Below are 22,618 nucleotides of genomic sequence, written 5' to 3' on the forward strand. Positions count from 1 at the left end.
TCGGTGCTCACCCACAATTGGTCTACGAGAAATAAGAATAAAACTTTTGTATCACAATGCTTTGGAATTGTGCGTAACAATATGTTTACTTATAAGACATCATGATCACGTTTATTTTACACATTGCAATTTTTTAAGGTAATTGCAATTTTTCTGTGACTTAGAGCGCTTAAGCTCTTGCCTTTTTAGGTAAAAAGGGGTGTCATTAGCGGACGTTTTAAATTGATGCGAATGGACATGCCTAATCAACAGACAATTCACCACTTTGACGTGATTATTGTGGGCAGTGGCGGTGCTGGTTTAAGTCTGGCTTTATCGTTACCAAGTCATTTTAATATTGCAGTTTTAGCCAAAGCTGCTTTGACTGAAGCAAGTACCTTCTATGCACAAGGCGGTGTTGCTGCTGTTCTTGATGAAACTGACTCTATTCAACAACACATTAATGACACGATGATTGCAGGTGCTCATTTATGTGAAATAGATGCAGTTCAACATACTGTAGAAGGCGGTCGCCCTTCTGTTGATTTTCTTTTAAAGCAAGGTGTTCAGTTCACCTTAGATGAAGATGAGCAGCTTCACTTAACTCGCGAAGGCGGCCACTCACAGCGCCGCATTATCCATTCTGCTGATGCTACAGGCAAAGCCATTTCAACTACATTGGTTGAACGTGCGAAAGAACGCAAGAATATTACTATTTTTGAAAACTACATTGCGATTGATTTAATCACGTCGCATAAATTGGGTCATACAGATCAGGCAAATCGCGCTATTGGTTTGTATACCTTAGATGAAAACACTGAAAAAGTTCATACTTTCCTTGCACCATTTACCGCACTTGCTTGCGGTGGTGCGATGAAAGCTTACCTTTATACGTCTAACCCTGATATTGCTACAGGCGATGGTATTGCGATGGCTTACCGCGCAGGTTGCCGTGTAGCAAATATGGAATTTAACCAGTTCCACCCAACTTGCCTATACCATCCACAAGCGCGTTCTTTCTTAATTACCGAAGCCATGCGTGGTGAAGGTGCTTATTTACGCTTGCCAGATGGCGAACGTTTTATGCTTCGTTTTGATGATCGTGCAGAGTTGGCTCCTCGCGATATTGTGGCACGTACCATTGACCACGAAATCAAGCGTCTCGGTATTCGTCATGTATGGTTAGATATTACCCACAAATCACCTGAATTTATTAAAGAACACTTCCCTACACTTTATGCACGATTGCTTGAGTTAGGTATCGACATTACCAAAGACATGATTCCAGTAGTGCCAGCAGCTCACTATACATGTGGTGGTGTTGTAGTTGACTCAAATAGTCAGACCGATATTGAAGGTCTATATGCAATCGGTGAAACCTCTTATACAGGTTTACATGGTGCAAACCGTATGGCGAGTAACTCATTACTTGAGTGCTTTGTTTACGGCATGAGTGCAGCAAAAGACATCGAAAATAAGTTTGATGAAAACTTCAAATTACCAGAAGTACCAACTTGGGATGACTCTCAAGTAACCAACCCAGATGAAGATGTGGTGATTTTACAAAACTGGGATGAGTTACGTTCGACCATGTGGAACTACGTTGGTATTGTAAGAACTACAAAACGTCTAGAACGTGCCTTACACCGTATAGAGATGTTAAAGCGTGAAATCACTGAATATTATCAAGATTACCGTGTTAGCAAAAACCTGATTGAACTGCGTAATCTTGTGCTCGTTTCTGAGATGATTGTTCGCTGTGCTATGCACCGCAAAGAATCACGTGGGCTACACTACACGCTCGATTATCCAGAAACTTCAAAAGAGATTCGTAAAACTGTTTTAACTCCTCCAACTTTTACAGTAGAACAACCATTGGTTAATACCGAAATTTAAACTGTTCTTCTGCAAAAAAAGCACAGCTCTGGCTGTGCTTTTTTGAATTTAATATTCATGGTCTAGGTGGAATTGAATAAGTCGCGGTTACATGCGCTACAGGTTCATCTAATCCAACTGAATAAATCCAGACCTCACCTACGACCAAGGTCTTTCCTACTTTCATGAGCTTACATTCGCTGCGTAGATCTTTATCACCTGCGGGTTTTCTAAGAAAGTTAATATTAAAATTCGTCGTTACCGCCAAACCAACAATTCCAATTTCACCGAGTATTGCGATATACAAAGCAAAGTCTGCCAAAGTCATCATGGTAGGTCCAGATATGGTACCGCCTGGGCGTTGATGTCTTTGATCGACGTGATAATAAACGACAGCAGCTTTAGGCGTGACTGATTCAATCGTGCAATGTTCAAGACTTGGGGGAAATTCCTTTTCAAGAAACGCTATAATTTCTTCTTTTGAACTTTTCATCCTTGTTTTTCTTCGATTTCAGAACAGTATTCAAAATAGCATAAAATATTGTTCAATATGCTCTATGTTCTTTTTAAGCAGATTTGTCATTATTTTTAACCACTCCCACAAATATGAGAGTGGCTTTTATTATTTATCCCAAATATTGTAAGGCTTGCTCAAACACCTGATCAGGACTTTGCGTAGCATCTAAACGTTTAATACGTTCAGGTTCAGCTTTCCATAAGGTCTCATAACCTTCGCGAACTTTAGTAAAGAAACTTAACTTTTCTTGTTCAAAACGGTCTAAAGCTCCACGCTCACGTGCACGGTTCATACCGAGTTCAATCGGTGCATCTAACCAGAAAGTCACGTTTGGCATACGTGAAACAAAGTTCTGATTTAAAAGCTGTAATTTATCTTGGCTTAAACCACGACCCGAACATTGGTAAGCAAAGCTTGCATCGGTAAAGCGATCACTTAAAACAATTTTGCTAGACTCTAGAGCCGGCAAAATCACTTGTTGTAAGTGTTGCGCACGTGCCGCATAAATTAAGAGTAGTTCAGTATCGTGACTCATATTTTCATCATGATTCACCGCCAAAAGCATTGAACGTATTTGTTCTGCTAAAGGCGTACCACCTGGTTCACGGGTTAAAACAACTTGTTTACCTTGCTCTTCAAAATGCTGATGAATTTTTCGAATGAGTGTAGTTTTACCTACCCCTTCCGTGCCTTCAAAGCTAATAAACATCTTTTTTCCTTATTTCTTCGATCTCAACACGGATAAGTACTCTTGTACCGCTTGATTATGAGCCTGTAAATCTGCTGTAAATTTATGACCGCCATTACCAGTTGCCACAAAATAAATATTATTTGAGTCATCTGGATGTAATGCTGCTTCAATTGCCTTTTGACTAGGTAAAGCAATTGGTGTCGGCGGTAAACCATTAATAGTATAGGTATTATATGCAGTTGGTGTACGTAAGTCTTCGCGAGTAATCTTGCCTTTATAGTTATCACCCATTCCATAAATCACGGTTGGGTCAGTTTGTAAACGCATACCAATTTTCAAACGGCGCACAAATACACCAGATACTTGCTCAAGCTCACTATCTACACTTGTTTCTTTTTCAACAATTGAAGCCATAATTAAAGCTTCATACTTATCTTTATAAGGTAAGTTTGGTGCACGATTTGCCCAAGCAGTATCTAAGGCTTTCATTTGATGATGATATAAAGCGGTGAGGATTTTTTTATCAGTCTCACCTTTTGCAAAGAAATAAGTGTTAGGCGCAAATAAACCTTCCGGATGATGATATGGAATTCCTAGCGCCTTCATGAGCTGATCATCAGGTAGATCGAGTATTGTATTTTTTACATTTTTATCATTTTTCAAAGCAGTAATAAGCTGTTTAAAGGTCGTACCTTCAATCACCAAAACACGGTTCATCTGAGCATTATCAGCATTAGACAACATCTCTAATACTTGCCTTACGCTCATTCCCTGTTCGATTTCATACACACCAGCTTTCATGCTGTCATGAATCATGAACTTTTGATACAGCTTAAGTACAATAGGGAAATGGATTTTGTTGTCTTTGGCTAAATGATCAATAAAACCAGAATAGGTTTCACCTGATGTGATCGATAGCATCTGCTTTTTCCCTTCAACAGGATAAGCTTTAAATAAACTTGACCACAAAATAGCAAAAATAGAAATTAAAACGATAAAAAAGCCAATCAGCACCAACTTTTTAGGAAAATGAGATGCTGTTTTATTGCCCTTTTTTTTAGCATTTTTTGCTTTCGCGTTCACAGGTGGCTTCGGCATATTAATGAATCTGATTCAAGTTAAGATTATGAAATAAATTTAGGCACGCCTGTGAATCTAGAGTTTGTTCACCTATTTGAGTAACTACTCGCATTGGATGTAAAGCATTACAAAAGAATAGACTCTGTATTTGTGGCACTTCATCTAATTCAATTATTCTGACTTCGCAGGCAATTCCATGGTACTGCATACGCGCCAAAATTTCTGCGCGCATCACACCGTGGACGCCATTATAGCGAAGTTCCGGTGTAATCCATCTATCATTTAAACGAATAAAACAATTACTGCTTACCCCTTCAACAATATAACCTTGTACATCAGATACTAATGCTTCTGCCCACTCTTGTTGATCTGCTTCTTTTTTTAGCAGTACCTGTTCCAGCCGGTTTAAAGATTTAACTCCAACTAGACTTGGCATGGTTAAACCCAAGGCCTGATTTAAAACCCCACACTTAATAAAGTCAGGTTGAAATTGCTCTAGTGCTTTTGGATAGAACCAGACATAAATATCTGCTTCATGCTTTGGCAAACTATAACCACGGTCACCTTCACCACGGCTAATTACAATTTTTAAAGTGCCATTGAGTACAAGGTTTTGTTTATATAGGTGCTGTAAACTCTGTTCAATGAAGTCAAAGTTTGCAGTTAAAGCTAGTTTTTGGGAGGCAAGTTTTAGACGTTCCCAGTGTCGAGCCTTAAGCTCAATCTTATTTTGAAAAATACGAATTGTGGTAAAGCATCCATCTCCATAATGAAATGCTCGGTCTAGTAACGGAATGGTTTCAACAGGTTGCCCATTTTTAAAACACCACATGCTTAGTCCGTCCTTTCTTAAAAACCGCCCAACAATACAACACCTTTCATTTAATTAATAAATGACTGATTTTAAAAAATTATACCGATTTAATCAGCACTTTTGAAACTTGTTATATATCAAGATTTAAGAATAGCTTATCCATTTTTTATATTTCTATATTTTTCATATCAAATTCGTTTTTTATTATTTTTTTAGAATAAAGACTAGCGCTATTCTGCGTTCATGTTTTGAACATTTCGTATTTTTGAGGGGTTATCTCATGCGTTTTTCTCAATTAAAAGTTGGGGTTATTGCTGCGCTTCTTTCTGTTTCATCATTTGCAGCACAAGAATTTTTAAACGTTTCTTACGATCCTACTCGTGAGTTATATACAGACTTTAATAAGCAGTTTGGTACTTACTGGAAACAGCGTACTGGTCAAGATATTCAGTTTAAACAATCACACGGCGGTTCTGGTAAACAGGCTCGTGCAGTGATTGATGGCTTAAATGCTGACGTTGTGACATTAGCGCTTGCAGCTGATATTGATGAAATTGCTGAAAAAGCAAAATTGCTTCCAACTGATTGGCAGAAGAAGTTGCCACAAAACTCTACACCATACACATCAACAATTGTGTTTTTGGTACGTAAGGGTAATCCTAAACAAATTAAAGACTGGGGTGACTTAATCAAACCAGGTGTAGAAATTATTACACCAAACCCGAAAACTTCTGGCGGTGCTCGCTGGAACTACCTTGCAGCTTGGGCTTGGGCAAAACATCAACCAGGTGGTAACGATGCTAAAGCACAAGAATATGTCCGCCAAATTTATAAGCACACTAAAGTTCTAGATTCGGGTGCACGTGGTGCAACCACGACTTTTGCTGAACGTGGCATTGGTGACGTATTGCTTGCTTGGGAAAACGAAGCTCACTTAGCTGTTCGTGAACAACCGGGCAAATTTGAAATTATTACCCCGTCTCTTTCGATTTTAGCTGAACCACCAGTTGCTGTTGTTGAGAAAAATGCTGCCAAAAAAGGCAATCTCACCATCGCGAAAGGTTACCTCAACTACTTGTACTCACCTGCTGGCCAAGAAATTGCAGCACGTAACTTCTACCGCCCTCGTAATGCAGCTGTACTCAAAAAATACAGCAATGTATTTAAACCATTGAAACTCGTGACGATTGATAAAGAGTTTGGCGGTTGGACAAAAGTGCAAAAACAACACTTTGATAATGGTGGTGTTTTCGATCAAATCGTGAAAATCAATAGTGCAGAGAAGTAATTCTTTGTACTAAGGATAAGGAGAACAGACATGACTCACTCTGTAATTGTTCCAGGTGTAGGTGGAAGTGAACATCAACATTGGCAATCTTGGTTGCAGCGTCAACTCGTGTCTAGTTCTCGTGTTGAGCAAAAAAACTGGGATAGACCCGTATTAAGTGAATGGATTGAACAATTTGTTAAAACAGTTCAAGCGGTACAAGCACCTGTGCAAATTGTTGCACATAGTTTCGGTTGCTTAACAAGTGTTGCTGCTTTAGCTGAGCATCCTGAGTTACAAGCTCAAGTTAAAAAACTAATTTTGGTTGCTCCTGCAAATCCGGCACGTTTTGGTGAAGCAGGCTTTGCTCGCCATAGCTTGACTGACTACAAAGATTATTTTCATCAGTTAAAAATTAATGTGCCTACAACACTACTGATTAGTGAAAATGATCCTTGGTTAGATTTTTTTGATGCTTTACAACTTGCTAAAGCTTGGCAATTAAATCCTATTAATCTTGGAGAAGTCGGTCATATTAATGTTGCTTCCGGTTTTGGCCCATTCCCTGATTTACTGAACTATCTACTTCCTGAAGACTCGATGTGTAGCCACTCATCTATTGATCCGGTAAAGACACATTTCTCTTTGAAATTTGCTTAATACCCAGCTTTATACCGCGCCGTTTATCTTTATTTATTCGCTTACTGGTTTCAGCAGGCTTTTCTCTTTGAGGAAATATCATGTCGCAGCGATCCCGAGTGCTGCCTGGGTTTGGTCTATCATTGGGCTTCACCCTCGCCTACGTTTCTTTTATTGTGCTTATTCCATTAGCCGCAGTCTTTATCAAATCATTTGGAATCGGATGGGACGGACTATGGGAAATTTTAACCTCTGAACGTATTTTAAAATCGCTTCAATTGAGCTTTAGTTCAGCTTTAATTGCGGCGTTTATTAATGTTGTTTTCGGACTACTTTTAGCTTGGTGCCTTGTTCGTTATAACTTTCCCGGAAAACGTCTGGTTGATGCTTTAGTAGACTTACCTTTCGCACTTCCAACAGCAGTTGCAGGTATTGCGCTTACTTCACTTTATGCACCCACTGGCTGGATTGGTCAATATTTAGAACCACTCGGTATTCAGGTTGCCTATACACCGATCGGAATTACGCTAGCTTTAGTATTTATTGGTATTCCTTTTATTGTTCGAACTGTTCAACCCGTACTAAGCGATATCGAAACCGAGCTTGAAGAAGCTGCTTCTGCACTTGGAGCAAATCGCTGGCAGACGATTACTAAAATTATTTTGCCAATATTACTACCTGCTCTATTTACAGGCTTTGCTTTAGCATTTGCTCGTGGCGTGGGTGAGTATGGTTCTGTAATTTTCATCGCAGGTAACCAGCCGTTTAAAACAGAAATTGCCCCGCTCATGATTATTTCTCGCCTTGAAGAATATGACTATGCAGGTGCAACCACCATTGCAGCGGTCATGTTAGTTCTCTCTTTCATTATTTTATTTGCTATTAATTTACTGCAAGCCTGGGCAAACCGTCGTACAGGGAGAAATATCACATGAACTTACATACCGACAGTAATGCACTTGCTTTAAAGCTACAGTCTCGTGATGCGACTCGTGAACCAACTTGGGTACGTTATACGCTCATTACAGTTGCACTGATTTTCTTTCTTAGTTGCTTGATGCTGCCACTTATTTTGGTTTTTGTTGAAGCATTTAAACAAGGCCTTGAAGTTTATGTTCAGGCTCTAATTGATCCAGATACTTTGTCAGCGGTGAAATTAACATTACTCACAGCAGCGATTGCCGTTCCAATTAACGTGATATTTGGTATTGCCGCTGCATGGGCTGTTTCTAAGTTCCAGTTTAGAGGCAAAGCGATTTTAACCACCATTATTGATATGCCTTTTTCGGTTTCGCCTGTTATTGCAGGTTTAATGATTGTACTGATTTTTGGTGCTCAAGGTTGGTTAGGCGGCTGGTTAATGGACCACGACATTAAGATTTTATATGCGGTGCCCGGAATTGTTTTAGCGACCATCTTTATTACCGTTCCTTTTGTTGCACGTGAGTTAATTCCACTGATGGAAGCTCAAGGAACAGAGGAAGAAGAAGCAGCAATTGTGTTAGGTGCTTCAGGCTGGCAAACCTTTTGGAAAGTCACTCTGCCTAACATTAAGTGGGGTTTAATTTACGGCGTGATTTTGTGTAATGCGCGTGCAATGGGTGAGTTCGGTGCAGTATCGGTAGTTTCTGGCCACATCCGTGGTGAAACCAATACCCTGCCACTTCATGTCGAAATTTTATATAACGAGTACACCTTTAGTGCAGCCTTTGCCGTGTCCTCATTACTTGCTTTCTTAGCCTTATTAACACTGGTATTGAAAACTTGGTTAGAACTACATCAAGACAAACCAGAACCGCATTCAACTGATTCGTAAGGAATGAAATCATGAGTATTCAAGTTAAGAATATTGAAAAACACTTTGGTGCATTCCATGCGCTTAAAAATATTTCTCTAGATTTTCCAGAGGGTGAACTGGTTGCGCTACTCGGACCATCTGGCTGCGGTAAAACAACCTTACTTCGGATTATTGCGGGCTTAGAGTCAGCCGATGGCGGTCAAGTGTTACTTGAAGGCGAAGATGCAACTAATGTCCATGTTCGCGAACGTCAGGTTGGCTTTGTATTTCAGCACTATGCTTTATTCCGTCATATGACTGTATTTGACAATATTGCCTTTGGTTTACGTGTTCGCCCTCGTGCGACCCGTCCTTCGGAAGCTGAGATTAAAAAACGTGTTACTCGTCTGCTTGACCTAGTTCAACTGGGCTTTTTAGCAGACCGCTACCCTGCTCAGCTTTCTGGTGGTCAACGTCAACGTATTGCTTTAGCTCGAGCACTCGCTGTAGAGCCTCGTGTGCTATTGCTTGATGAACCATTTGGCGCACTAGATGCCAAAGTCCGTAAAGAACTACGTCGCTGGTTACGCAACTTGCATGACGAATTGCATATTACTTCAATTTTTGTAACCCATGATCAAGAAGAAGCTCTTGAAGTGGCTGACCAGATTATTGTGATGAATAAAGGTAACGTCGAACAAATTGGTTCGCCGCGTGAAGTCTACGAAAAACCTGCAACACCATTTGTATTTGATTTCTTGGGTCAAGCAAATCGTTTTGAAGGTGAACATGCTGGCGGTATTATCCGTATTGGCAATGATCGTATCGAATTACCGACTACAGTTCAGGCACCGCAAGGAAAAGTGATTGCTTTTGCCCGTCCGGATGAGTTACATATTCATTCGCAACCACAGGCAAATACAATTGAAGCAACTTTTGTACGTGAAGTCTGGATTGCTGGAAAAGTAGTGGCGGAATTACAAGATCGTAATGGACGTTTAATTGAGATTGCTTTGAGCAGTGAAGCTGCAAAACAACATGCATTTAAACCGAATCAAACTGTTTGGGTCAGTGCATCTCAACTTCATCTATTTGCAGATCAAGTTGCTTAAGGAATTATTTGGTGAGGAATCATGTCGCGGAATTTAAAGCCGTTCCTCACCTCTTTCGAGGAAAAGTGTAAATGAACTTTCAACAATTAAGAATTATCCGAGAAACAGTACGCCAAAACTTTAATTTAACAGAAGCATCTGCCGCGTTATACACCTCTCAATCAGGTGTAAGTAAACATATTAAAGATTTAGAAGATGAATTAGGTGTACAACTTTTCGTTCGTAAAGGTAAACGTTTACTTGGTTTAACTGAACCGGGCCAATCGCTCCTTAGCATTGTGGAGCGTATGCTTGTAGATGCGGAAAATATTAAACGTCTTGCCGATGACTTTAATAAAGTGGATGAAGGTACACTTACGATTGCAACAACGCATACCCAAGCACGTTATGTACTACCACCAATTGTTAATCAATTTAAAAAGCTGTTCCCTAAAGTGCATTTGATTTTGCAACAAGCAAGCCCTGTTGAAATTGCAGAAATGCTTTTACAAGGTGAAGCTGATATTGGTATTGCGACAGAATCTTTAACAACTGAAGAAAACTTAGCAAGTATTCCATACTACCAATGGCAACACAGTATTATTACTCCGCAAGAACATCCACTTGCAAAGCTCAATAAGATTGATCTTGATGCTTTGTCTGAATATCCGCTAATTACTTATCATGGTGGTTTTACAGGCCGTTCAAAAATTGATAAAGCATTTGAAGATGCTCAAATTGATGCTGATATTGTAATGTCTGCGCTTGATGCCGATGTTATCAAGACTTATGTAGAACTTGGCATGGGCGTCGGAATTGTCAACGATGTTGCTTACGATGCAGAACGTGACTATCGTTTAAAACAAATTAAAACTGATATCTTTGGTGTTAACACCACATGGATTGCTGTTCGTAAAGGTCATTTATTACGTGGTTACGGTTATGAGTTTATTTCTTTATGCTCACCCGATGCTGACATTAAAGCCCTCAAGAAAATTGCTTATCCAGATGAATAAAATAAAAGAGCTTTTTAGCTCTTTTATTTTGTTTTACTAAGTACAAAAAAACGAGCCGAAGCTCGTTTTTCTTCAGGATATTACCAGTAGAAGTTCACACCAACTTTACCCACTGGTAACCATTTGTATTTATCATCGTTACGGATTTTATTTGCTTCTTTATCAACTGCATCTTGTGGAAGCGTAGTATTACCTGTTACAGGTGCAAGATTATATTGAGTTAACTGAACTGTTGGATTACCAGTATAGTAAGCACCTACTTCACCGAATACACCCCAGTTTTTATTGATTTTAGGTGCGAAACCAAAACCTACGTAAGGAGCAATATCATTCTCATACTTCATTTTACCGCGAACACCGCCTTCCTGACCGGCAACTGCTTGCTGATAATTGTTACCATCAATTGTTAATGTTCCACCATTACCAATACGTTTAGCTAAATCATAATCATTGTCTAAGTAAGCAGCACCAGCGGCAATATATAAGCCTTGCGCCCAACGGTTAGTACTCGCGCCCCATGGACGAATTTCAGCATTTAAATAAATGTTGTTATTGTCCATATCTAAGTCGTATTTAGTGCCATTTACTGACACATCATCACGCCAAGAAACGTCACCACCATTATAACCTAATGCTAAACCAACGTATGGGTTTGCTTGCCATAATAAAGCACCACCGTAACCTGTGGTACCAGCCTCAGCACGTACGCCTACTGGAATTAATTGATTCTTATCGAATGCATAACTGTCATGAACAACAGCTTCATCTGCCATTGCAGCACCAGCAGCAAGTAAAGCTGTAGTTGTCACTAAAACACGTAATACTTTCATCGTTTTCTCCTCAAGAAAAGGCTCTGTTTTTAATTTTTCAGCTTGTGACAAAAATTATATTCAAGAGCATAGAGTCTTTTTTATACAAAAACTGCTAGATTTCTGTTATTTTTTGATACAAATTGAGTTAAATTTTTATTTTCAAATCATTTTTGTGTAAAAAACACTTGATTATCTAATAAGCTTTTCCACTTTAACTCTCGCTTAAAACGTAACACGTTTTTTCAAAGATTCTTGTCACAAATTAGTGTAAAATCTTTAAAATTTTTTATGGAAGGAAGATCATGTCTCAGCTTTCTACGATCATTGAGCAAGCATTTGAAGACCGCGCAAACTTTACTGCAGCAGATTGCTCAAGCGAAATTCGCCAAGCTGTTGAAGAAGCCATCGCTGGATTAGATAACGGTACACTTCGTGTTGCAGAGAAAATCAATGGTGAATGGGTTGTTCATCAATGGTTAAAAAAAGCTGTTTTATTATCATTTAAACTTAATGACAATAAACCAATCGAGTCATGTGATCTTCGTTTCTACGACAAAGTTGAAACTAAATTCTCTGGTTGGACTGAAGAGCAATTTAAAGCTGCTGGTGTGCGTGTTGTGCCTCCTGCTGTTGCTCGTCGTGGTAGCTTCCAAGCTAAAAATGTGGTGTTAATGCCATCTTATGTCAACATTGGTGCTTATGTAGATGAAGGCACAATGGTTGATACATGGGCAACTGTAGGTTCATGTGCTCAAATTGGTAAAAATGTTCACTTGTCTGGTGGTGTAGGTATTGGCGGCGTTTTAGAGCCGTTACAAGCTAACCCAACCATTATTGAAGATAACTGTTTTATCGGTGCGCGTTCTGAAATCGTTGAAGGCGTTATTGTCGAAGAAGGTTCAGTTATCTCAATGGGCGTTTTCATCGGCCAATCAACCAAAATTTATGACCGCGAAACTGGCGAAATCCATTACGGTCGTGTACCAGCAGGTTCAGTTGTAGTTTCAGGCAGCTTGCCATCTAAATGTGGTACTTACAGCTTATATGCTGCAATCATCGTGAAAAAAGTTGATGCAAAAACACGTGCAAAAACTAGCTTGAACGATTTGTTACGCGCTGACTAATTTGTTATAACTCTCTTGCGGAGCTTTAATCGCTCCTCATCTCTACGATCAACACTGATCGTAGAGATTTTATTTTTTATATAATGTGGTATTTCTAGAATGGCTTCCTTACGTTCCTCTGCAATTCCTGTCTCTGACCCTGCGTCTGGTTTACGCATTACCGAGATTTTTTACTCGTTGCAGGGTGAAGCAAATGCCTCTGGTCTACCGACTGTATTTATTCGTCTCACAGGCTGTCCTTTACGTTGTACATATTGCGATACCACTTATTCTTTTGAAGGTGGCGAGCGTTTATCACTTGAGCACATTATTGAAACGGCTGAAAAATATAAAACCCCTTATATTTGTGTGACTGGTGGTGAACCTTTAGCGCAGCCAAATTGCTTAATTTTATTACAACGTTTATGCGATGCAGGTTTTGACATTTCTTTAGAGACCAGTGGCGCACTCGATGTGTCAAAAGTAGACCCACGCGTTTCTAAAGTCCTCGATTTAAAAACTCCAACTTCTGGTGAAGAACATCGTAATCTCATCAGCAATCTTGACTATCTAACCTCACATGACCAAATCAAATTTGTGATTTGTAACCGTGAAGATTATGAATGGTCAAAGCAACAAGTTGAACAATATCAACTGCAAACTAAAGTCAGTACCGTTTGGTTCTCCCCTGCTTTTGCAGTTGAAAAAGGTGCTGTTGGCCTACCACGTTTAGCACGTGATCTGGCACAGTGGATACTGGACGATAAAATGCCTGTTCGTTTCCAACTACAGTTACATAAACTGCTTTGGAATGATGAATCAGGTCGTTAATCGCTCAATAAAATAAATTATTCCGAATATGGAGAAAAATATGCGCCCTCGTGCCATTGTTTTACTTTCAGGCGGCTTAGACTCAACCACTTGCCTAGCTTGGGCACAAGCGCGCTATGAATGTATTGCTATTAGTTTTATGTATGGTCAACGCTCGACCACTGAACTCGATGCAGCAAAAGCATTAGCTCAACGTGCTGGTGTTGAACATCGTGTTATTAATATCGATTTAGCAAATTTAGGCGGATCTGCACTTACAGACCATAACATTGCGATACCAGAACAATTACAAGAAGGCATTCCTGTAACTTATGTACCAGCACGTAACACAATTTTCCTTTCATATGCCTTAGCAGCAGCCGAAGTATTCAATGCTGAAGCAATTGTGATTGGTATCAATGCTGTTGATTATTCAGGATATCCTGATTGTCGCCCAGAATTTATTGATGCTTTTGCCAATATGGCTCGTTTAGCAACAAAAGCTGGCATTGAAGGAAAACCACTTAAATTTGAAACACCCCTGTTACATTTATCCAAAGCGAATATTATACGTTTAGGGATTGAACATGGCGTAGACTATAGCCAAACGGTATCTTGCTACCAAGCAGATGCTCAAGGACGTGCGTGTGGCAAGTGTGACAGTTGCCGTTTACGTAAAGAAGGCTTTATCGATGCTGGTGTTACCGATCCAACACGCTACATACCGCAATAAGTAGGTAAAATTTATGAAGTTGTTAAAATCAAATCTTATTCTTTCATCTTTATTCTCAGCAGTTGCACTTATGGCTGGTTCAGCTCATGCAGCTGAAAACCCAGTTCAAGCGGCATATAAAAGCACTAACGTTAAAGGTGCATTAATCAACGTTTGTAAAGACCAAACTGCAAAAGGCGGTAAATTAAGTTCAGCTGAAGTTAGCAAATTCTGTAGCTGCCAAGTTGATGCGCAAGGTAAAGTAACTGAAGCTCAAAAATGGGAAATTCAAAGCGCAATCAATGCGAAGAAAAGCCCAAGCTCTTTAGCTTTTGTACAACAACAAAATCGTGATCTTAAAGCATGTTTGGGTCCTCAGTTAACAACTAAACTTGAAAAGTTAACTGAAGATGCGATGAAAGCAGCTCAACAACAAGCTCCTAAAAAATAAGCTTTTATTGAGTCAAATTAAGCCTGCATTTATGCAGGCTTTTTTATAGCTCTGTTAAAATAGCATTGATTTAGTCATTCGAAATAAACCATGCAAGAACAATGGAAAACCAACGCAACTGATAAAAAGTCTATTGTCTCATTTAGTGGAGGTAAAGACAGCTCTCTTGCTCTCTACCAAGCTATGAAAACTGGCAAGGTAATAGGTTTAATTGTTATGCTGGAAGAGCATGGTCAACGTTCTCGTTCGCATGCAATGCCACTTGATATTATTCGAGCACAAGCGCAAGCAATTGGCTTACCCATATTTATGGCTTCATCCAGCTGGAATGACTATGAAAGTAAATTCATTAGCTTACTGAATGAAGCCAAACAAAAAAGTGCAGAGGTGTTGGTTACAGGTGACTTAGATATGCCTGAACATGGTTGTTGGCATGACCGTGTCACTCAAACAGTGGGGCTTAAATTAGGCATGCCACTCTGGCTGCGTCCGCACCGCGAAGTTGTTGAAGAGTTTATTCAACTTGGATTTAAAAGTGTAATTGTCACTGTTAATCTTAAACTAGGAATGAAAGTAGAAGATTTAGGTCAAATTTTATCTTTAGAATATATAGAAGAGCTTGAAAACCGTGGCATTGATCCATGTGGTGAGGGCGGCGAATTCCATACCACTGTCATTGATGGTCCAATTTTTAACAAAGCTATTCCTGTAAGAAAACTCGATATTGTTTATCATGAAGAATATGCTTTTCTACCACTTGAATTAGATCAAATTTAACTTTTAAAGGATAAGAAATGTCTGAGAATATTCAACTGCCAAATCAGGTTTTCCCTACTACACACGGCGAAGTTAATTTGGCTGAAGTCGATAATGAATGGCTGATTATTTACTTCTACCCTAAAGATTCAACACCAGGCTGTACCACACAAGCCGTCGGTTTTTCTTGTTTAAAAGACCAGTTTGATGCTTTGGGCTCTCGTATTTACGGTGTCTCTCGCGACTCGGTAAAAGCTCATCAGAACTTTACAGAAAAGCAGGCACTGACTATTGATCTGATTAGTGATAAAGAAGAAGTGCTCTGTAATCACTTTGATGTCATTAAAGAAAAGAATATGTATGGTAAAAAAGTAATGGGTATTGAGCGCTCTACCTTTATTTTCCATAACAAAACTTTAGTTAAAAGTTACCGCAAAGTAAAAGCTGCTGGGCATGCTGAACAAGTTCTAGAAGACTTAAAAACACTACAATCAGCTTAATAAACTTAAGTAGAGAAAAGCGAGTCTAATACTCGCTTTTCTCATGTACAAAAATCACTCAACCAGTTCAATTTGGAGTATGATAAAAATATTAAAATAATTCAAATGAAGGCATGAATATGAGTCTACTAAACTTTTCTATTTTATCGGTTTGTAGTCTTATTTTAACTGCATGTTCTGTGAACTCTTCGAGTATGCCTCCGACTCTTAGCTCTTCTACTCCACAAATTCAGAAATCCCCTATAGAAATAAGCTGCCAAGATTTACAAAACCCTGCCTTTCAACAAGCTATTCTTAATACTATTAATCAAATTCGCCAGCAATCACGCCAGTGTGGTCAGCAGTATTTTTCTGCAACTACGCCGCTGAGTTGGAATAATAATTTATACCAAGGTGCACTCTCTCATAGTCAAGATATGGCAACACATAACTTTCTTGGACATGTTGGCTCAACAGGACTAGATTTAAAGTCACGTTTAAAACTTTATAATTCACTTGGTAAAGCGAATGGTGAAAATGTCGCGAGTGGGCAGAAAACTTTAAATGAAGTAATGACAAAATGGCTAGCAAGCCCTCTACATTGTAGTAACCTAATGAACCCTAAGTTTACAACTTATGCAATCGCTTGTGCTTCGGATCAGTCCGCTAAACAAAAGAGTTACTGGACACAACAATTTGGTACACGTTAAAAGGAAAAATGATGCAATCTGGTTCGATTACCCCTATTTTAAGAATTTTTGATGTCGCGTTAGCTCAATCATTTTATCTTGATTTCTTAGGCTTTCAGCTTGATTGGCAACACCAATTTGAAGATAACTTTCCGTTGTATTTACAAATCTCCAAAGATGATTGCATCATTCATTTATCTGAACATTTTGGAGATGCGAGCCCTCATAGTGCAATCCGTATTTATTGGGAACATATTTATGAGTTGCATAGTGAACTAAGCAAAAAAGATTATAAATTTTCTAAACCTCAGGTTGAAAAAACAGATTGGGAAACCCTTGAACTCAGCATCACCGATCCTTTTTCCAACCGACTTATATTTTGGGCAGATGCTTAATCATTCAGTCCATTAATATTTGATAATGGAATACTTTCGATATAATCCTCCATTTATCATCTTCAAATACAAATGTAAGAGCATCATAAAAATATTTAGGGTGGATAACGCATTCAACATGTACTAGTGCCAACCGTTCATTAATCAAATTGATTGAATTGATTTTATCCTGTCGTGTTTGTCGCTTTGAAGCTGGAGAAATTCGACTCGCAACAATCGGAAAATATTCAGCCATGCTAAGTCGTAGTACGGGTTGCTCGGTTACATTGATATATATAGCATCAGGATGAAAAACATTATTTAGAAGTTGCACATCACAAAAATACAAACCATCAAAATATTGCTCTAGTTGTTTCTGAATCTCAGTAATAGGATTATTTTGCATTTTAAGTACTCCAACTTTGTCTTTTTCGTATCGCAGAAACAGTTTCACCTGCAACACCCCAGTTATCAGTTTCAACTTCATCAATGACTACAAATGTAGTAGCAGGATCTTTATCAAGTATACGAACCATAAGCTCCGTTGCTTCTCGAATTAATTGTTGTTTCTGCTGTAACGAGACATTTTCTTTAGTAATTTGAATTAAGATATAAGGCATACTTATCTCCTTTTATAATTTTCTTTCATAACAAAGAGATTCGGCTGCAATAGCATCTTGAACTGTTTGACGCTCGGCGATTCTCTGCATAAAACTTGCTAAATGCATAAAATTCTTTAGATCGAGCCCAATAAAATCAACCCAGCGAGTAACGACAAAAAGATAAATATCAGCAATCGTAAAGTTGCTTCCTGTTAAATACTTTTGTCCCTTTAGTTGTTCATCAATCCATGAATAGTGCTTATTGAGGATGATGCTATATACACTTTTGCATTGTTCATTATAAGAATCATTGAAAAATGGCGAATACGCTTTATGAATTTCCGAAGCAATAAAGTTCATCCATGAGAGAGTCTTGTAACGATCGGCGATATTTATTTCAGCTAATAAATCTTTTCGTGACGATTGGTCAACAAGAAATTGGCTAATTACTGCACCTTCTGTTAACAAAGAACCATCATCAAGTTGTAATAAAGGGACTTGTCCTTTTTGATTGAGTTGATAAAAGTCTTCATTGAATTCAGTTAAATGTTGGTCCAAATCGACTTTGATTAATTCAAATGCAAATCCCAGCTCTCTTAAAACAATATGTGGTGCTAAAGAACAAGCATTGGGTGAATAATATAGTTTCATAAAATAACTCCATACAAGGTATGAAAATCATCTTATTGTTTACTTATATGTGCTTAAATAGCCCAGAACTCAAATCATTTTTTACATGGTGTAATAAATGACTCAACAACTAAAAAGAATGATGTTTAGTAGCGTAGAGCTATTTTGCTTAGTCGCAGAAAACGAAAGCTTTTCCAAAGCAGCACTTCATGCAGGTGTTAGTCCAGCAGCTGTAAGCCGTTCAATCGCCCGATTAGAAAAGCATTTAGCCACACCACTTTTTGTGAGAACGACTCGACAAGTACGTTTGACGCCACAAGGAAAAATGTATTTTGAGGAATGCAAACAAGCATTAAATCAAATATTAGAAGCTGAGCAACAACTTAAAAACCAAAAACAACAACCTTCAGGTTTGATTCGAATTAGCGTACCAACACCTTATGGGCACTACCGAATATTGCCATTATTAGCAAAATTCTCGCAGCAATATCCAGCCATCGAAGTGGATGTTCAACTAACCAACAAAAATGTGGACTTTATTGCAGAAGGATATGACTTAGCGATTCGCGGACGACAACTTTCTGATTCAAATTTGATTGCACGCCAACTCGAACAAGCTGAGCTAATTGTGGTGGCATCACCACAATACTTAAAAAAATTCGGCATACCGCAAAGCATTGAAGATTTACAGCATCATCAATGCATTCAATTTGTGCTACCCAGTACAGGGAAAAATGTACCGTGGCTATTCAATTCAAACCATCAAATTATTGAATATCAAAGTACAGGTAAAATCCGCTGTTTAGACGATATTCTAGGTACCATCACACTAACAAAACATAGTGCAGGATTATTACAAACCTACCGTTTTATAGTAGAAAAAGAGCTACAAAATGGGGAGTTGATTGAGATTCTTACAAAATTTTCAGGAACTTCACGTCCGTTTTCTCTACTCTACCCACTCAAAAAACACGAATCTTTTCATATTCGTGTTTTTATCGATTTTCTGATCAAAGAATTAAAACCACAAGCTGAATTAATTTAGATTGGTTTTATCATCGATAAGATATTTGCGTTGTAGTTCAGCATAAACTTCCGTCTCTTTAAATTCATCTAAAAATTTAATCGTTCCTACAGGAAAGAATTCAGTTTGGATTTCACCACGATAATAAGCTTCACGCATTGGCGTTGCTGAAATAGAGTCTTTTAAACTATCAAGCTCAACCATGATCCACTCTGGAAACAGTCTCAAATAATAGGAAGACTCATCCTTAAAATGCCCAATTAGACCAACTTTTGAGTTCGGTTCAATTACACCATTTACTAAAGATTTGACTTGTTTTACCCACTTTTCATCATTATAAACATCTACCACATGTACAAAACGGATGCGTTTTTGTTCTTCTAGAGAAAAATTTGACAAGATCATTTGCTCGCGCTCTACTGCTAAGAACGGATTCTTAATATTGCGCTCCATTTGAGCAGAGCCTAATGCTAAAACGACATAACGGCTTTGCTGCAAAGCAATTTCAATTGTCTGCATATGAGCCAAATGAAATGGTTGAAAACGCCCTATAAAAACAAGATAGTCAAATGTATACATAATGAGTTTTTCACTTTTTATGAACTCACCAGTTACGCTTATTACAAAAAATATGCGCCATAATGAGAACCTAAAAATCAACAACGTGGTTTAAAGCAAGGATAGTACGATGACACTTAGCTGTATTCAACAACCTCATCAACATTTACAAGCAAATTTAGAAGGTGGCGTACTCACCTTAGCCATAAATCGCCCAGAAGCAAAAAATGCATTATATGGCGAACTTTATTTATGGATTGCCAAAGCACTTGATGAAGCTGACCGAAATAAAGATGTACGAGTAGTCGTTCTACGTGGTGCCGAACATGACTTTACCGCTGGTAATGACATGAAAGACTTCATGGGTTTTGTACAAAGTCCGAATGCTGGCCCTGCAGGTCAAGTTCCTCCATTTGTACTCCTTAAATCTGCTGCCAGATTATCAAAGCCGCTTATTATTGCAGTAAAAGGCGTTGCAATTGGTATTGGCGTTACGATTTTATTACAGGCAGACCTCGTTTTTGCCGACAATACGGCCCTCTTCCAAATTCCTTTTGTTAGCCTTGGGCTTTCTCCTGAAGGTGGTGCAAGTCAATTATTGGTTAAACAAGCCGGTTATCACAAAGCAGCTGAACTACTGTTTACTGCGAAAAAGTTCAATGCAGAAACTGCTCTACAAGCTGGCTTAGTGAATGAAATCGTTGAAGATGCTTATGCAACTGCTCAGGCAACTGCTCAACACTTAACAGCGTTACCGCTTGCTTCATTAAAACAAACCAAAGCCTTAATGAAACATGATTTAGATCAGATTATTGAATGTATTGACCATGAAGCAGAAATCTTTATGCAACGCGTTCAATCACCAGAAATGCTAGAAGCTGTGCAGGCATTTATGCAAAAACGTAAACCAGACTTTTCACAGTTTAATTAAAAATCAACTTCTATGATTTGAATAAACTCAAAGGCAGGCTCTTCGTAAGGATGGCTTGCCTTTAATGCTATTACCACTGCATTTGCCTTTTCTTCAAGCACAATCGTTTCAACACGCCATTCGTCAACTTGCTCAAGTTCACCTAGCTCTCCAATATAAGGATCAGCTCCTTTAACTGGCTTGAATTGCCCTATTCCTTTAACTTGCCAAGCACATTGTTCATAGTTCCCTATCCCACCTGCTCCGGCCGCAAATATAGACTCTTTAGTCGACTCAAGATGTGACTCAGGTACGTAATAAATCAGCTTTAACATGAATAGAATGACTCAAAACTAGTAAATTTGCTTTAAATCATACCCTTTAAGAAGACCACGAATCAAAGTCAGCTCATCATTGCTAGATAATTTGCTCCAATAAAAAGTATTTGTATGGCAAGCGCCAAGCCAAATAAGCGCCAACCTTTATCTCTTGTGTACATCGTTCTTATATGATTTTTGTTTTTCATCATTTTGATCTCCGATTTTTATCGTTGTTACAGAGAAAGCAAAAATTGAACCAACAGCAATCCAAGCATAAGGGGTTAAATACACCTATGTCTATACTCTTATAGATTTTCTTAAAGTCTTTAAAGAACGTACTTTCTTACCTTTACTTTAAGTTTAAAGAAAATTTTTCTAATTCAGTGAGCTATCATTATTCTGAATCATTTTAAGCATTCGATTTCTTTAAATATCTGTTCTCATATACTGTCATCATAAATGCTAAACCACATAAAATAACAAAACCGCAAGTCATTGGAATTAATGTGCCGTTATATAATTGCCCAATAATAGAGGCAAGAATAAGTGACAAAACGGAGGACGCTGCACCAATAATAGCCGATGCCATGCCGGCAACATGCCCCATTGGCTCCATTGCAATCGCATTTAAATTACCAAATAGAGTTCCAAATAATAAGAACAGAATGCAGGCATAAAGCATAAACATCCAAAATGCTACAGTCACACCTATAAGTTGAATCCCTAAGAAAATAATTGAAATTAAGCAAAGACCGAGAAATCCATAAATACAGATTGGACGCATACCAAATTTCATGACAATTTTAGAATTGGTAAATGAAGCAATGCCCATTACACCAGCAAGCACAGCAAAATAAGCACTAAATTCTTGCCCAGTTTTACCAAATTGCTGCATAAAAATTTGTTGAGAAGTTCCCAAATAACCGATAAATCCACCAAAGCAAAAACCTGCACATAGCAAATAACTCATGGTGGTTTTATTACTTACAACTTCTTTAAAGCCCTCTTGAAATGCTTGTAAACGCATAGGTAAACGGTTTTCAGGAAGTAGCGTCTCTTCTAATCGTAAAGCGACCCATGCCCCAACGACTGTGGCATAGACCATATATAAAACGAAAATGTCACGCCAACCAAAGAAATGAATAATAAGCTGTCCCAGACTTGGTGCAATCGCTGGAGCGACCATAAATACCATCATGATTAAGGACATGATACGGGCCATTTGAGCACCGCTGTATTTATCTCGCACAATGGAAATTGAGGCGACATAAGGACCTGAAACCCCAATACCTTGAATAAAGCGCCCTACTAAAAACCATTCAAAACTTTGTGTGGTAAAGCACAATAAACTTCCCAAAAAGTAAATGATGATCCCAGCAAATAAAATACGTTTACGCCCGATCGCATCAGATAGTGGGCCCGCAATGAGTTGCCCTATCGTCATACCGGAAAAAATACCAATAATGACCCACTGTGTCTGATTATTATTCTTTAATTCAAAAACTCGTCCAACCTCACCTAAAGCAGGTAAAACTGCATCTATTGAAAAAGAAACAATAGACATGAGTAATGCCATCAACAGTGCGAACTCACGGAAATGGATTTTTGACTTCATTTTTCTTCTCTACTATTTATTCTATTT

29 protein-coding genes are annotated in these 22,618 nt (G+C 38.5%); 17 read left to right on the forward strand and 12 right to left on the reverse strand.

All coding sequences use genetic code 11. The features are described from left to right. Positions 1-231: 231 nt before the first annotated feature. A complete protein-coding gene (gene nadB, locus ABFY81_RS09215) occupies positions 232-1,875 on the forward strand; it encodes an L-aspartate oxidase (RefSeq protein WP_347913596.1) in 1,644 nt (547 codons plus the stop codon). 55 nt (positions 1,876-1,930) lie between these two features. On the opposite strand, the gene ABFY81_RS09220 is transcribed toward nadB, so the two are convergent. From ABFY81_RS09220 to pabC, 4 genes are all read right to left on the reverse strand, one after another. After that, positions 1,931-2,347, reverse strand: coding sequence for a PaaI family thioesterase (locus tag ABFY81_RS09220; protein ID WP_100192439.1), 417 nt, complete (start codon positions 2,345-2,347; stop codon positions 1,931-1,933). Between the two features lie 133 nt (positions 2,348-2,480). Further along, on the reverse strand, positions 2,481-3,080 hold the full coding sequence (tmk, locus tag ABFY81_RS09225; RefSeq protein WP_004699949.1) for a dTMP kinase: 600 nt from the start codon (positions 3,078-3,080) through the stop codon (positions 2,481-2,483). A 9-nt stretch (positions 3,081-3,089) separates the two neighbouring features. Further along, positions 3,090-4,160, reverse strand: coding sequence for an endolytic transglycosylase MltG (gene mltG, locus ABFY81_RS09230; protein ID WP_077163145.1), 1,071 nt, complete (start codon positions 4,158-4,160; stop codon positions 3,090-3,092). A gap of 1 nt (position 4,161) precedes the next feature. Continuing rightward, the gene (gene pabC / locus ABFY81_RS09235) at positions 4,162-4,974 is read right to left on the reverse strand and encodes an aminodeoxychorismate lyase (protein ID WP_347913597.1); all 813 of its coding nucleotides are present in this window, start codon (positions 4,972-4,974) and stop codon (positions 4,162-4,164) included. 262 nt (positions 4,975-5,236) lie between these two features. Here pabC and ABFY81_RS09240 point away from each other — a divergent pair, with 262 nt between their 5' ends. The 6 genes from ABFY81_RS09240 (at position 5,237) to ABFY81_RS09265 (ending at position 10,746) form a co-directional block, all read left to right on the forward strand. Further along, positions 5,237-6,244, forward strand: a complete 1,008-nt coding sequence (locus ABFY81_RS09240) for a sulfate ABC transporter substrate-binding protein (RefSeq protein ID WP_002052521.1) — start codon at positions 5,237-5,239, stop codon at positions 6,242-6,244. Positions 6,245-6,274: 30 nt separating this feature from the next. Further along, complete coding sequence (locus ABFY81_RS09245) at positions 6,275-6,883, forward strand: alpha/beta hydrolase (RefSeq protein ID WP_004699940.1); 609 nt, start codon at positions 6,275-6,277, stop codon at positions 6,881-6,883. Between the two features lie 80 nt (positions 6,884-6,963). Next, the gene (gene cysT, locus ABFY81_RS09250; protein ID WP_004699938.1) at positions 6,964-7,797 is read left to right on the forward strand and encodes a sulfate ABC transporter permease subunit CysT; all 834 of its coding nucleotides are present in this window, start codon (positions 6,964-6,966) and stop codon (positions 7,795-7,797) included. Further along, positions 7,794-8,678, forward strand: coding sequence for a sulfate ABC transporter permease subunit CysW (gene cysW, locus ABFY81_RS09255; RefSeq protein ID WP_151749876.1), 885 nt, complete (start codon positions 7,794-7,796; stop codon positions 8,676-8,678). The genes cysT and cysW overlap by 4 nt, the downstream gene beginning before the upstream one ends. Before the next feature lie 11 nt (positions 8,679-8,689). Then, positions 8,690-9,751 carry a sulfate ABC transporter ATP-binding protein gene (locus ABFY81_RS09260; protein WP_002052588.1) on the forward strand — a complete coding sequence of 354 codons (1,062 nt, stop codon included), beginning with the start codon at positions 8,690-8,692 and terminating at the stop codon, positions 9,749-9,751. A gap of 71 nt (positions 9,752-9,822) precedes the next feature. Continuing rightward, entirely contained in the window at positions 9,823-10,746 is a 924-nt protein-coding gene (locus ABFY81_RS09265) for a CysB family HTH-type transcriptional regulator (protein WP_107972632.1), read from the forward strand. An 80-nt stretch (positions 10,747-10,826) separates the two neighbouring features. Here the strand turns inward: ABFY81_RS09265 and carO are convergent, their stop codons facing one another. Further along, positions 10,827-11,576 carry an ornithine uptake porin CarO type 1 gene (carO, locus tag ABFY81_RS09270; RefSeq protein WP_019457257.1) on the reverse strand — a complete coding sequence of 250 codons (750 nt, stop codon included), beginning with the start codon at positions 11,574-11,576 and terminating at the stop codon, positions 10,827-10,829. 284 nt (positions 11,577-11,860) lie between these two features. Here carO and dapD point away from each other — a divergent pair, with 284 nt between their 5' ends. The 8 genes from dapD (at position 11,861) to ABFY81_RS09310 (ending at position 16,953) form a co-directional block, all read left to right on the forward strand. Beyond that, positions 11,861-12,682, forward strand: a complete 822-nt coding sequence (gene dapD, locus ABFY81_RS09275; RefSeq protein ID WP_004699931.1) for a 2,3,4,5-tetrahydropyridine-2,6-dicarboxylate N-succinyltransferase — start codon at positions 11,861-11,863, stop codon at positions 12,680-12,682. 99 nt (positions 12,683-12,781) lie between these two features. Next, positions 12,782-13,492 (forward strand): 7-carboxy-7-deazaguanine synthase QueE, encoded by a 711-nt coding sequence (queE, locus tag ABFY81_RS09280; protein ID WP_347913598.1) that lies wholly within the window; start codon positions 12,782-12,784, stop codon positions 13,490-13,492. 40 nt (positions 13,493-13,532) lie between these two features. Further along, complete coding sequence (queC, locus tag ABFY81_RS09285) at positions 13,533-14,204, forward strand: 7-cyano-7-deazaguanine synthase QueC (RefSeq protein WP_347913599.1); 672 nt, start codon at positions 13,533-13,535, stop codon at positions 14,202-14,204. 13 nt (positions 14,205-14,217) lie between these two features. Continuing rightward, entirely contained in the window at positions 14,218-14,634 is a 417-nt protein-coding gene (locus ABFY81_RS09290; RefSeq protein WP_019457260.1) for a hypothetical protein, read from the forward strand. 90 nt (positions 14,635-14,724) lie between these two features. Next, positions 14,725-15,411 (forward strand): diphthine--ammonia ligase, encoded by a 687-nt coding sequence (locus ABFY81_RS09295; RefSeq protein ID WP_347913600.1) that lies wholly within the window; start codon positions 14,725-14,727, stop codon positions 15,409-15,411. Positions 15,412-15,428: 17 nt separating this feature from the next. Continuing rightward, complete coding sequence (locus ABFY81_RS09300; protein ID WP_347913601.1) at positions 15,429-15,890, forward strand: peroxiredoxin; 462 nt, start codon at positions 15,429-15,431, stop codon at positions 15,888-15,890. Positions 15,891-16,009: 119 nt separating this feature from the next. Further along, positions 16,010-16,579 carry a CAP domain-containing protein gene (locus tag ABFY81_RS09305; RefSeq protein ID WP_347913602.1) on the forward strand — a complete coding sequence of 190 codons (570 nt, stop codon included), beginning with the start codon at positions 16,010-16,012 and terminating at the stop codon, positions 16,577-16,579. A gap of 11 nt (positions 16,580-16,590) precedes the next feature. After that, on the forward strand, positions 16,591-16,953 hold the full coding sequence (locus ABFY81_RS09310) for a glyoxalase/bleomycin resistance/extradiol dioxygenase family protein (RefSeq protein ID WP_019457264.1): 363 nt from the start codon (positions 16,591-16,593) through the stop codon (positions 16,951-16,953). Between the two features lie 4 nt (positions 16,954-16,957). On the opposite strand, the gene ABFY81_RS09315 is transcribed toward ABFY81_RS09310, so the two are convergent. Genes ABFY81_RS09315 through gstA form a run of 3 tightly spaced genes read right to left on the reverse strand, consistent with a single transcriptional unit; the run spans position 16,958 to position 18,185 of the window. Further along, positions 16,958-17,338, reverse strand: a complete 381-nt coding sequence (locus ABFY81_RS09315; protein ID WP_347913603.1) for a nuclear transport factor 2 family protein — start codon at positions 17,336-17,338, stop codon at positions 16,958-16,960. A gap of 1 nt (position 17,339) precedes the next feature. Continuing rightward, entirely contained in the window at positions 17,340-17,552 is a 213-nt protein-coding gene (locus ABFY81_RS09320; RefSeq protein WP_019457266.1) for a 4-oxalocrotonate tautomerase family protein, read from the reverse strand. A gap of 12 nt (positions 17,553-17,564) precedes the next feature. Beyond that, positions 17,565-18,185, reverse strand: a complete 621-nt coding sequence (gene gstA / locus ABFY81_RS09325) for a glutathione transferase GstA (RefSeq protein WP_347913604.1) — start codon at positions 18,183-18,185, stop codon at positions 17,565-17,567. Positions 18,186-18,282: 97 nt separating this feature from the next. Between gstA and ABFY81_RS09330 the strand changes: the two genes are divergently transcribed. Beyond that, complete coding sequence (locus ABFY81_RS09330) at positions 18,283-19,209, forward strand: LysR family transcriptional regulator (protein ID WP_347913605.1); 927 nt, start codon at positions 18,283-18,285, stop codon at positions 19,207-19,209. On the opposite strand, the gene ABFY81_RS09335 is transcribed toward ABFY81_RS09330, so the two are convergent. After that, complete coding sequence (locus ABFY81_RS09335) at positions 19,201-19,767, reverse strand: nicotinate-nicotinamide nucleotide adenylyltransferase (RefSeq protein ID WP_347913606.1); 567 nt, start codon at positions 19,765-19,767, stop codon at positions 19,201-19,203. The genes ABFY81_RS09330 and ABFY81_RS09335 overlap by 9 nt on opposite strands. Positions 19,768-19,876: 109 nt before the next feature. On the opposite strand from ABFY81_RS09335, the gene ABFY81_RS09340 reads away from it, so the two are divergent. Then, complete coding sequence (locus tag ABFY81_RS09340; protein ID WP_347913607.1) at positions 19,877-20,677, forward strand: enoyl-CoA hydratase-related protein; 801 nt, start codon at positions 19,877-19,879, stop codon at positions 20,675-20,677. On the opposite strand, the gene ABFY81_RS09345 is transcribed toward ABFY81_RS09340, so the two are convergent. From ABFY81_RS09345 to ABFY81_RS09355, 3 genes are all read right to left on the reverse strand, one after another. Continuing rightward, entirely contained in the window at positions 20,674-20,991 is a 318-nt protein-coding gene (locus tag ABFY81_RS09345) for an NGG1p interacting factor NIF3 (protein WP_347913608.1), read from the reverse strand. The two genes, ABFY81_RS09340 and ABFY81_RS09345, sit on opposite strands and share 4 nt — an antisense overlap. A gap of 68 nt (positions 20,992-21,059) precedes the next feature. Beyond that, entirely contained in the window at positions 21,060-21,185 is a 126-nt protein-coding gene (locus tag ABFY81_RS09350; RefSeq protein WP_000977276.1) for a KGW motif small protein, read from the reverse strand. A 200-nt stretch (positions 21,186-21,385) separates the two neighbouring features. Then, positions 21,386-22,591 (reverse strand): multidrug effflux MFS transporter, encoded by a 1,206-nt coding sequence (locus ABFY81_RS09355; protein ID WP_347913609.1) that lies wholly within the window; start codon positions 22,589-22,591, stop codon positions 21,386-21,388. Positions 22,592-22,618: the final 27 nt, after the last annotated feature.

Source organism: Acinetobacter sp. WA-87 (genome assembly GCF_039938935.1).
In the GTDB taxonomy this organism is placed as follows: Bacteria; Pseudomonadota; Gammaproteobacteria; order Pseudomonadales; family Moraxellaceae; genus Acinetobacter; species Acinetobacter seifertii.

What these genes read in the sequence shown, in the direction of transcription:
- nadB (WP_347913596.1), top strand. Translation starts at nt 232, where the DNA reads ATGGACATGCCTAATCAACAGACAATTCACCACTTTGACGTGATTATT.
- ABFY81_RS09220 (WP_100192439.1), bottom strand. Translation starts at nt 2,347, where the DNA reads ATGAAAAGTTCAAAAGAAGAAATTATAGCGTTTCTTGAAAAGGAATTT.
- tmk (WP_004699949.1), bottom strand. Translation starts at nt 3,080, where the DNA reads ATGTTTATTAGCTTTGAAGGCACGGAAGGGGTAGGTAAAACTACACTC.
- mltG (WP_077163145.1), bottom strand. Translation starts at nt 4,160, where the DNA reads ATGCCGAAGCCACCTGTGAACGCGAAAGCAAAAAATGCTAAAAAAAAG.
- pabC (WP_347913597.1), bottom strand. Translation starts at nt 4,974, where the DNA reads ATGTGGTGTTTTAAAAATGGGCAACCTGTTGAAACCATTCCGTTACTA.
- ABFY81_RS09240 (WP_002052521.1), top strand. Translation starts at nt 5,237, where the DNA reads ATGCGTTTTTCTCAATTAAAAGTTGGGGTTATTGCTGCGCTTCTTTCT.
- ABFY81_RS09245 (WP_004699940.1), top strand. Translation starts at nt 6,275, where the DNA reads ATGACTCACTCTGTAATTGTTCCAGGTGTAGGTGGAAGTGAACATCAA.
- cysT (WP_004699938.1), top strand. Translation starts at nt 6,964, where the DNA reads ATGTCGCAGCGATCCCGAGTGCTGCCTGGGTTTGGTCTATCATTGGGC.
- cysW (WP_151749876.1), top strand. Translation starts at nt 7,794, where the DNA reads ATGAACTTACATACCGACAGTAATGCACTTGCTTTAAAGCTACAGTCT.
- ABFY81_RS09260 (WP_002052588.1), top strand. Translation starts at nt 8,690, where the DNA reads ATGAGTATTCAAGTTAAGAATATTGAAAAACACTTTGGTGCATTCCAT.
- ABFY81_RS09265 (WP_107972632.1), top strand. Translation starts at nt 9,823, where the DNA reads ATGAACTTTCAACAATTAAGAATTATCCGAGAAACAGTACGCCAAAAC.
- carO (WP_019457257.1), bottom strand. Translation starts at nt 11,576, where the DNA reads ATGAAAGTATTACGTGTTTTAGTGACAACTACAGCTTTACTTGCTGCT.
- dapD (WP_004699931.1), top strand. Translation starts at nt 11,861, where the DNA reads ATGTCTCAGCTTTCTACGATCATTGAGCAAGCATTTGAAGACCGCGCA.
- queE (WP_347913598.1), top strand. Translation starts at nt 12,782, where the DNA reads ATGGCTTCCTTACGTTCCTCTGCAATTCCTGTCTCTGACCCTGCGTCT.
- queC (WP_347913599.1), top strand. Translation starts at nt 13,533, where the DNA reads ATGCGCCCTCGTGCCATTGTTTTACTTTCAGGCGGCTTAGACTCAACC.
- ABFY81_RS09290 (WP_019457260.1), top strand. Translation starts at nt 14,218, where the DNA reads ATGAAGTTGTTAAAATCAAATCTTATTCTTTCATCTTTATTCTCAGCA.
- ABFY81_RS09295 (WP_347913600.1), top strand. Translation starts at nt 14,725, where the DNA reads ATGCAAGAACAATGGAAAACCAACGCAACTGATAAAAAGTCTATTGTC.
- ABFY81_RS09300 (WP_347913601.1), top strand. Translation starts at nt 15,429, where the DNA reads ATGTCTGAGAATATTCAACTGCCAAATCAGGTTTTCCCTACTACACAC.
- ABFY81_RS09305 (WP_347913602.1), top strand. Translation starts at nt 16,010, where the DNA reads ATGAGTCTACTAAACTTTTCTATTTTATCGGTTTGTAGTCTTATTTTA.
- ABFY81_RS09310 (WP_019457264.1), top strand. Translation starts at nt 16,591, where the DNA reads ATGCAATCTGGTTCGATTACCCCTATTTTAAGAATTTTTGATGTCGCG.
- ABFY81_RS09315 (WP_347913603.1), bottom strand. Translation starts at nt 17,338, where the DNA reads ATGCAAAATAATCCTATTACTGAGATTCAGAAACAACTAGAGCAATAT.
- ABFY81_RS09320 (WP_019457266.1), bottom strand. Translation starts at nt 17,552, where the DNA reads ATGCCTTATATCTTAATTCAAATTACTAAAGAAAATGTCTCGTTACAG.
- gstA (WP_347913604.1), bottom strand. Translation starts at nt 18,185, where the DNA reads ATGAAACTATATTATTCACCCAATGCTTGTTCTTTAGCACCACATATT.
- ABFY81_RS09330 (WP_347913605.1), top strand. Translation starts at nt 18,283, where the DNA reads ATGACTCAACAACTAAAAAGAATGATGTTTAGTAGCGTAGAGCTATTT.
- ABFY81_RS09335 (WP_347913606.1), bottom strand. Translation starts at nt 19,767, where the DNA reads ATGTATACATTTGACTATCTTGTTTTTATAGGGCGTTTTCAACCATTT.
- ABFY81_RS09340 (WP_347913607.1), top strand. Translation starts at nt 19,877, where the DNA reads ATGACACTTAGCTGTATTCAACAACCTCATCAACATTTACAAGCAAAT.
- ABFY81_RS09345 (WP_347913608.1), bottom strand. Translation starts at nt 20,991, where the DNA reads ATGTTAAAGCTGATTTATTACGTACCTGAGTCACATCTTGAGTCGACT.
- ABFY81_RS09350 (WP_000977276.1), bottom strand. Translation starts at nt 21,185, where the DNA reads ATGATGAAAAACAAAAATCATATAAGAACGATGTACACAAGAGATAAA.
- ABFY81_RS09355 (WP_347913609.1), bottom strand. Translation starts at nt 22,591, where the DNA reads ATGAAGTCAAAAATCCATTTCCGTGAGTTCGCACTGTTGATGGCATTA.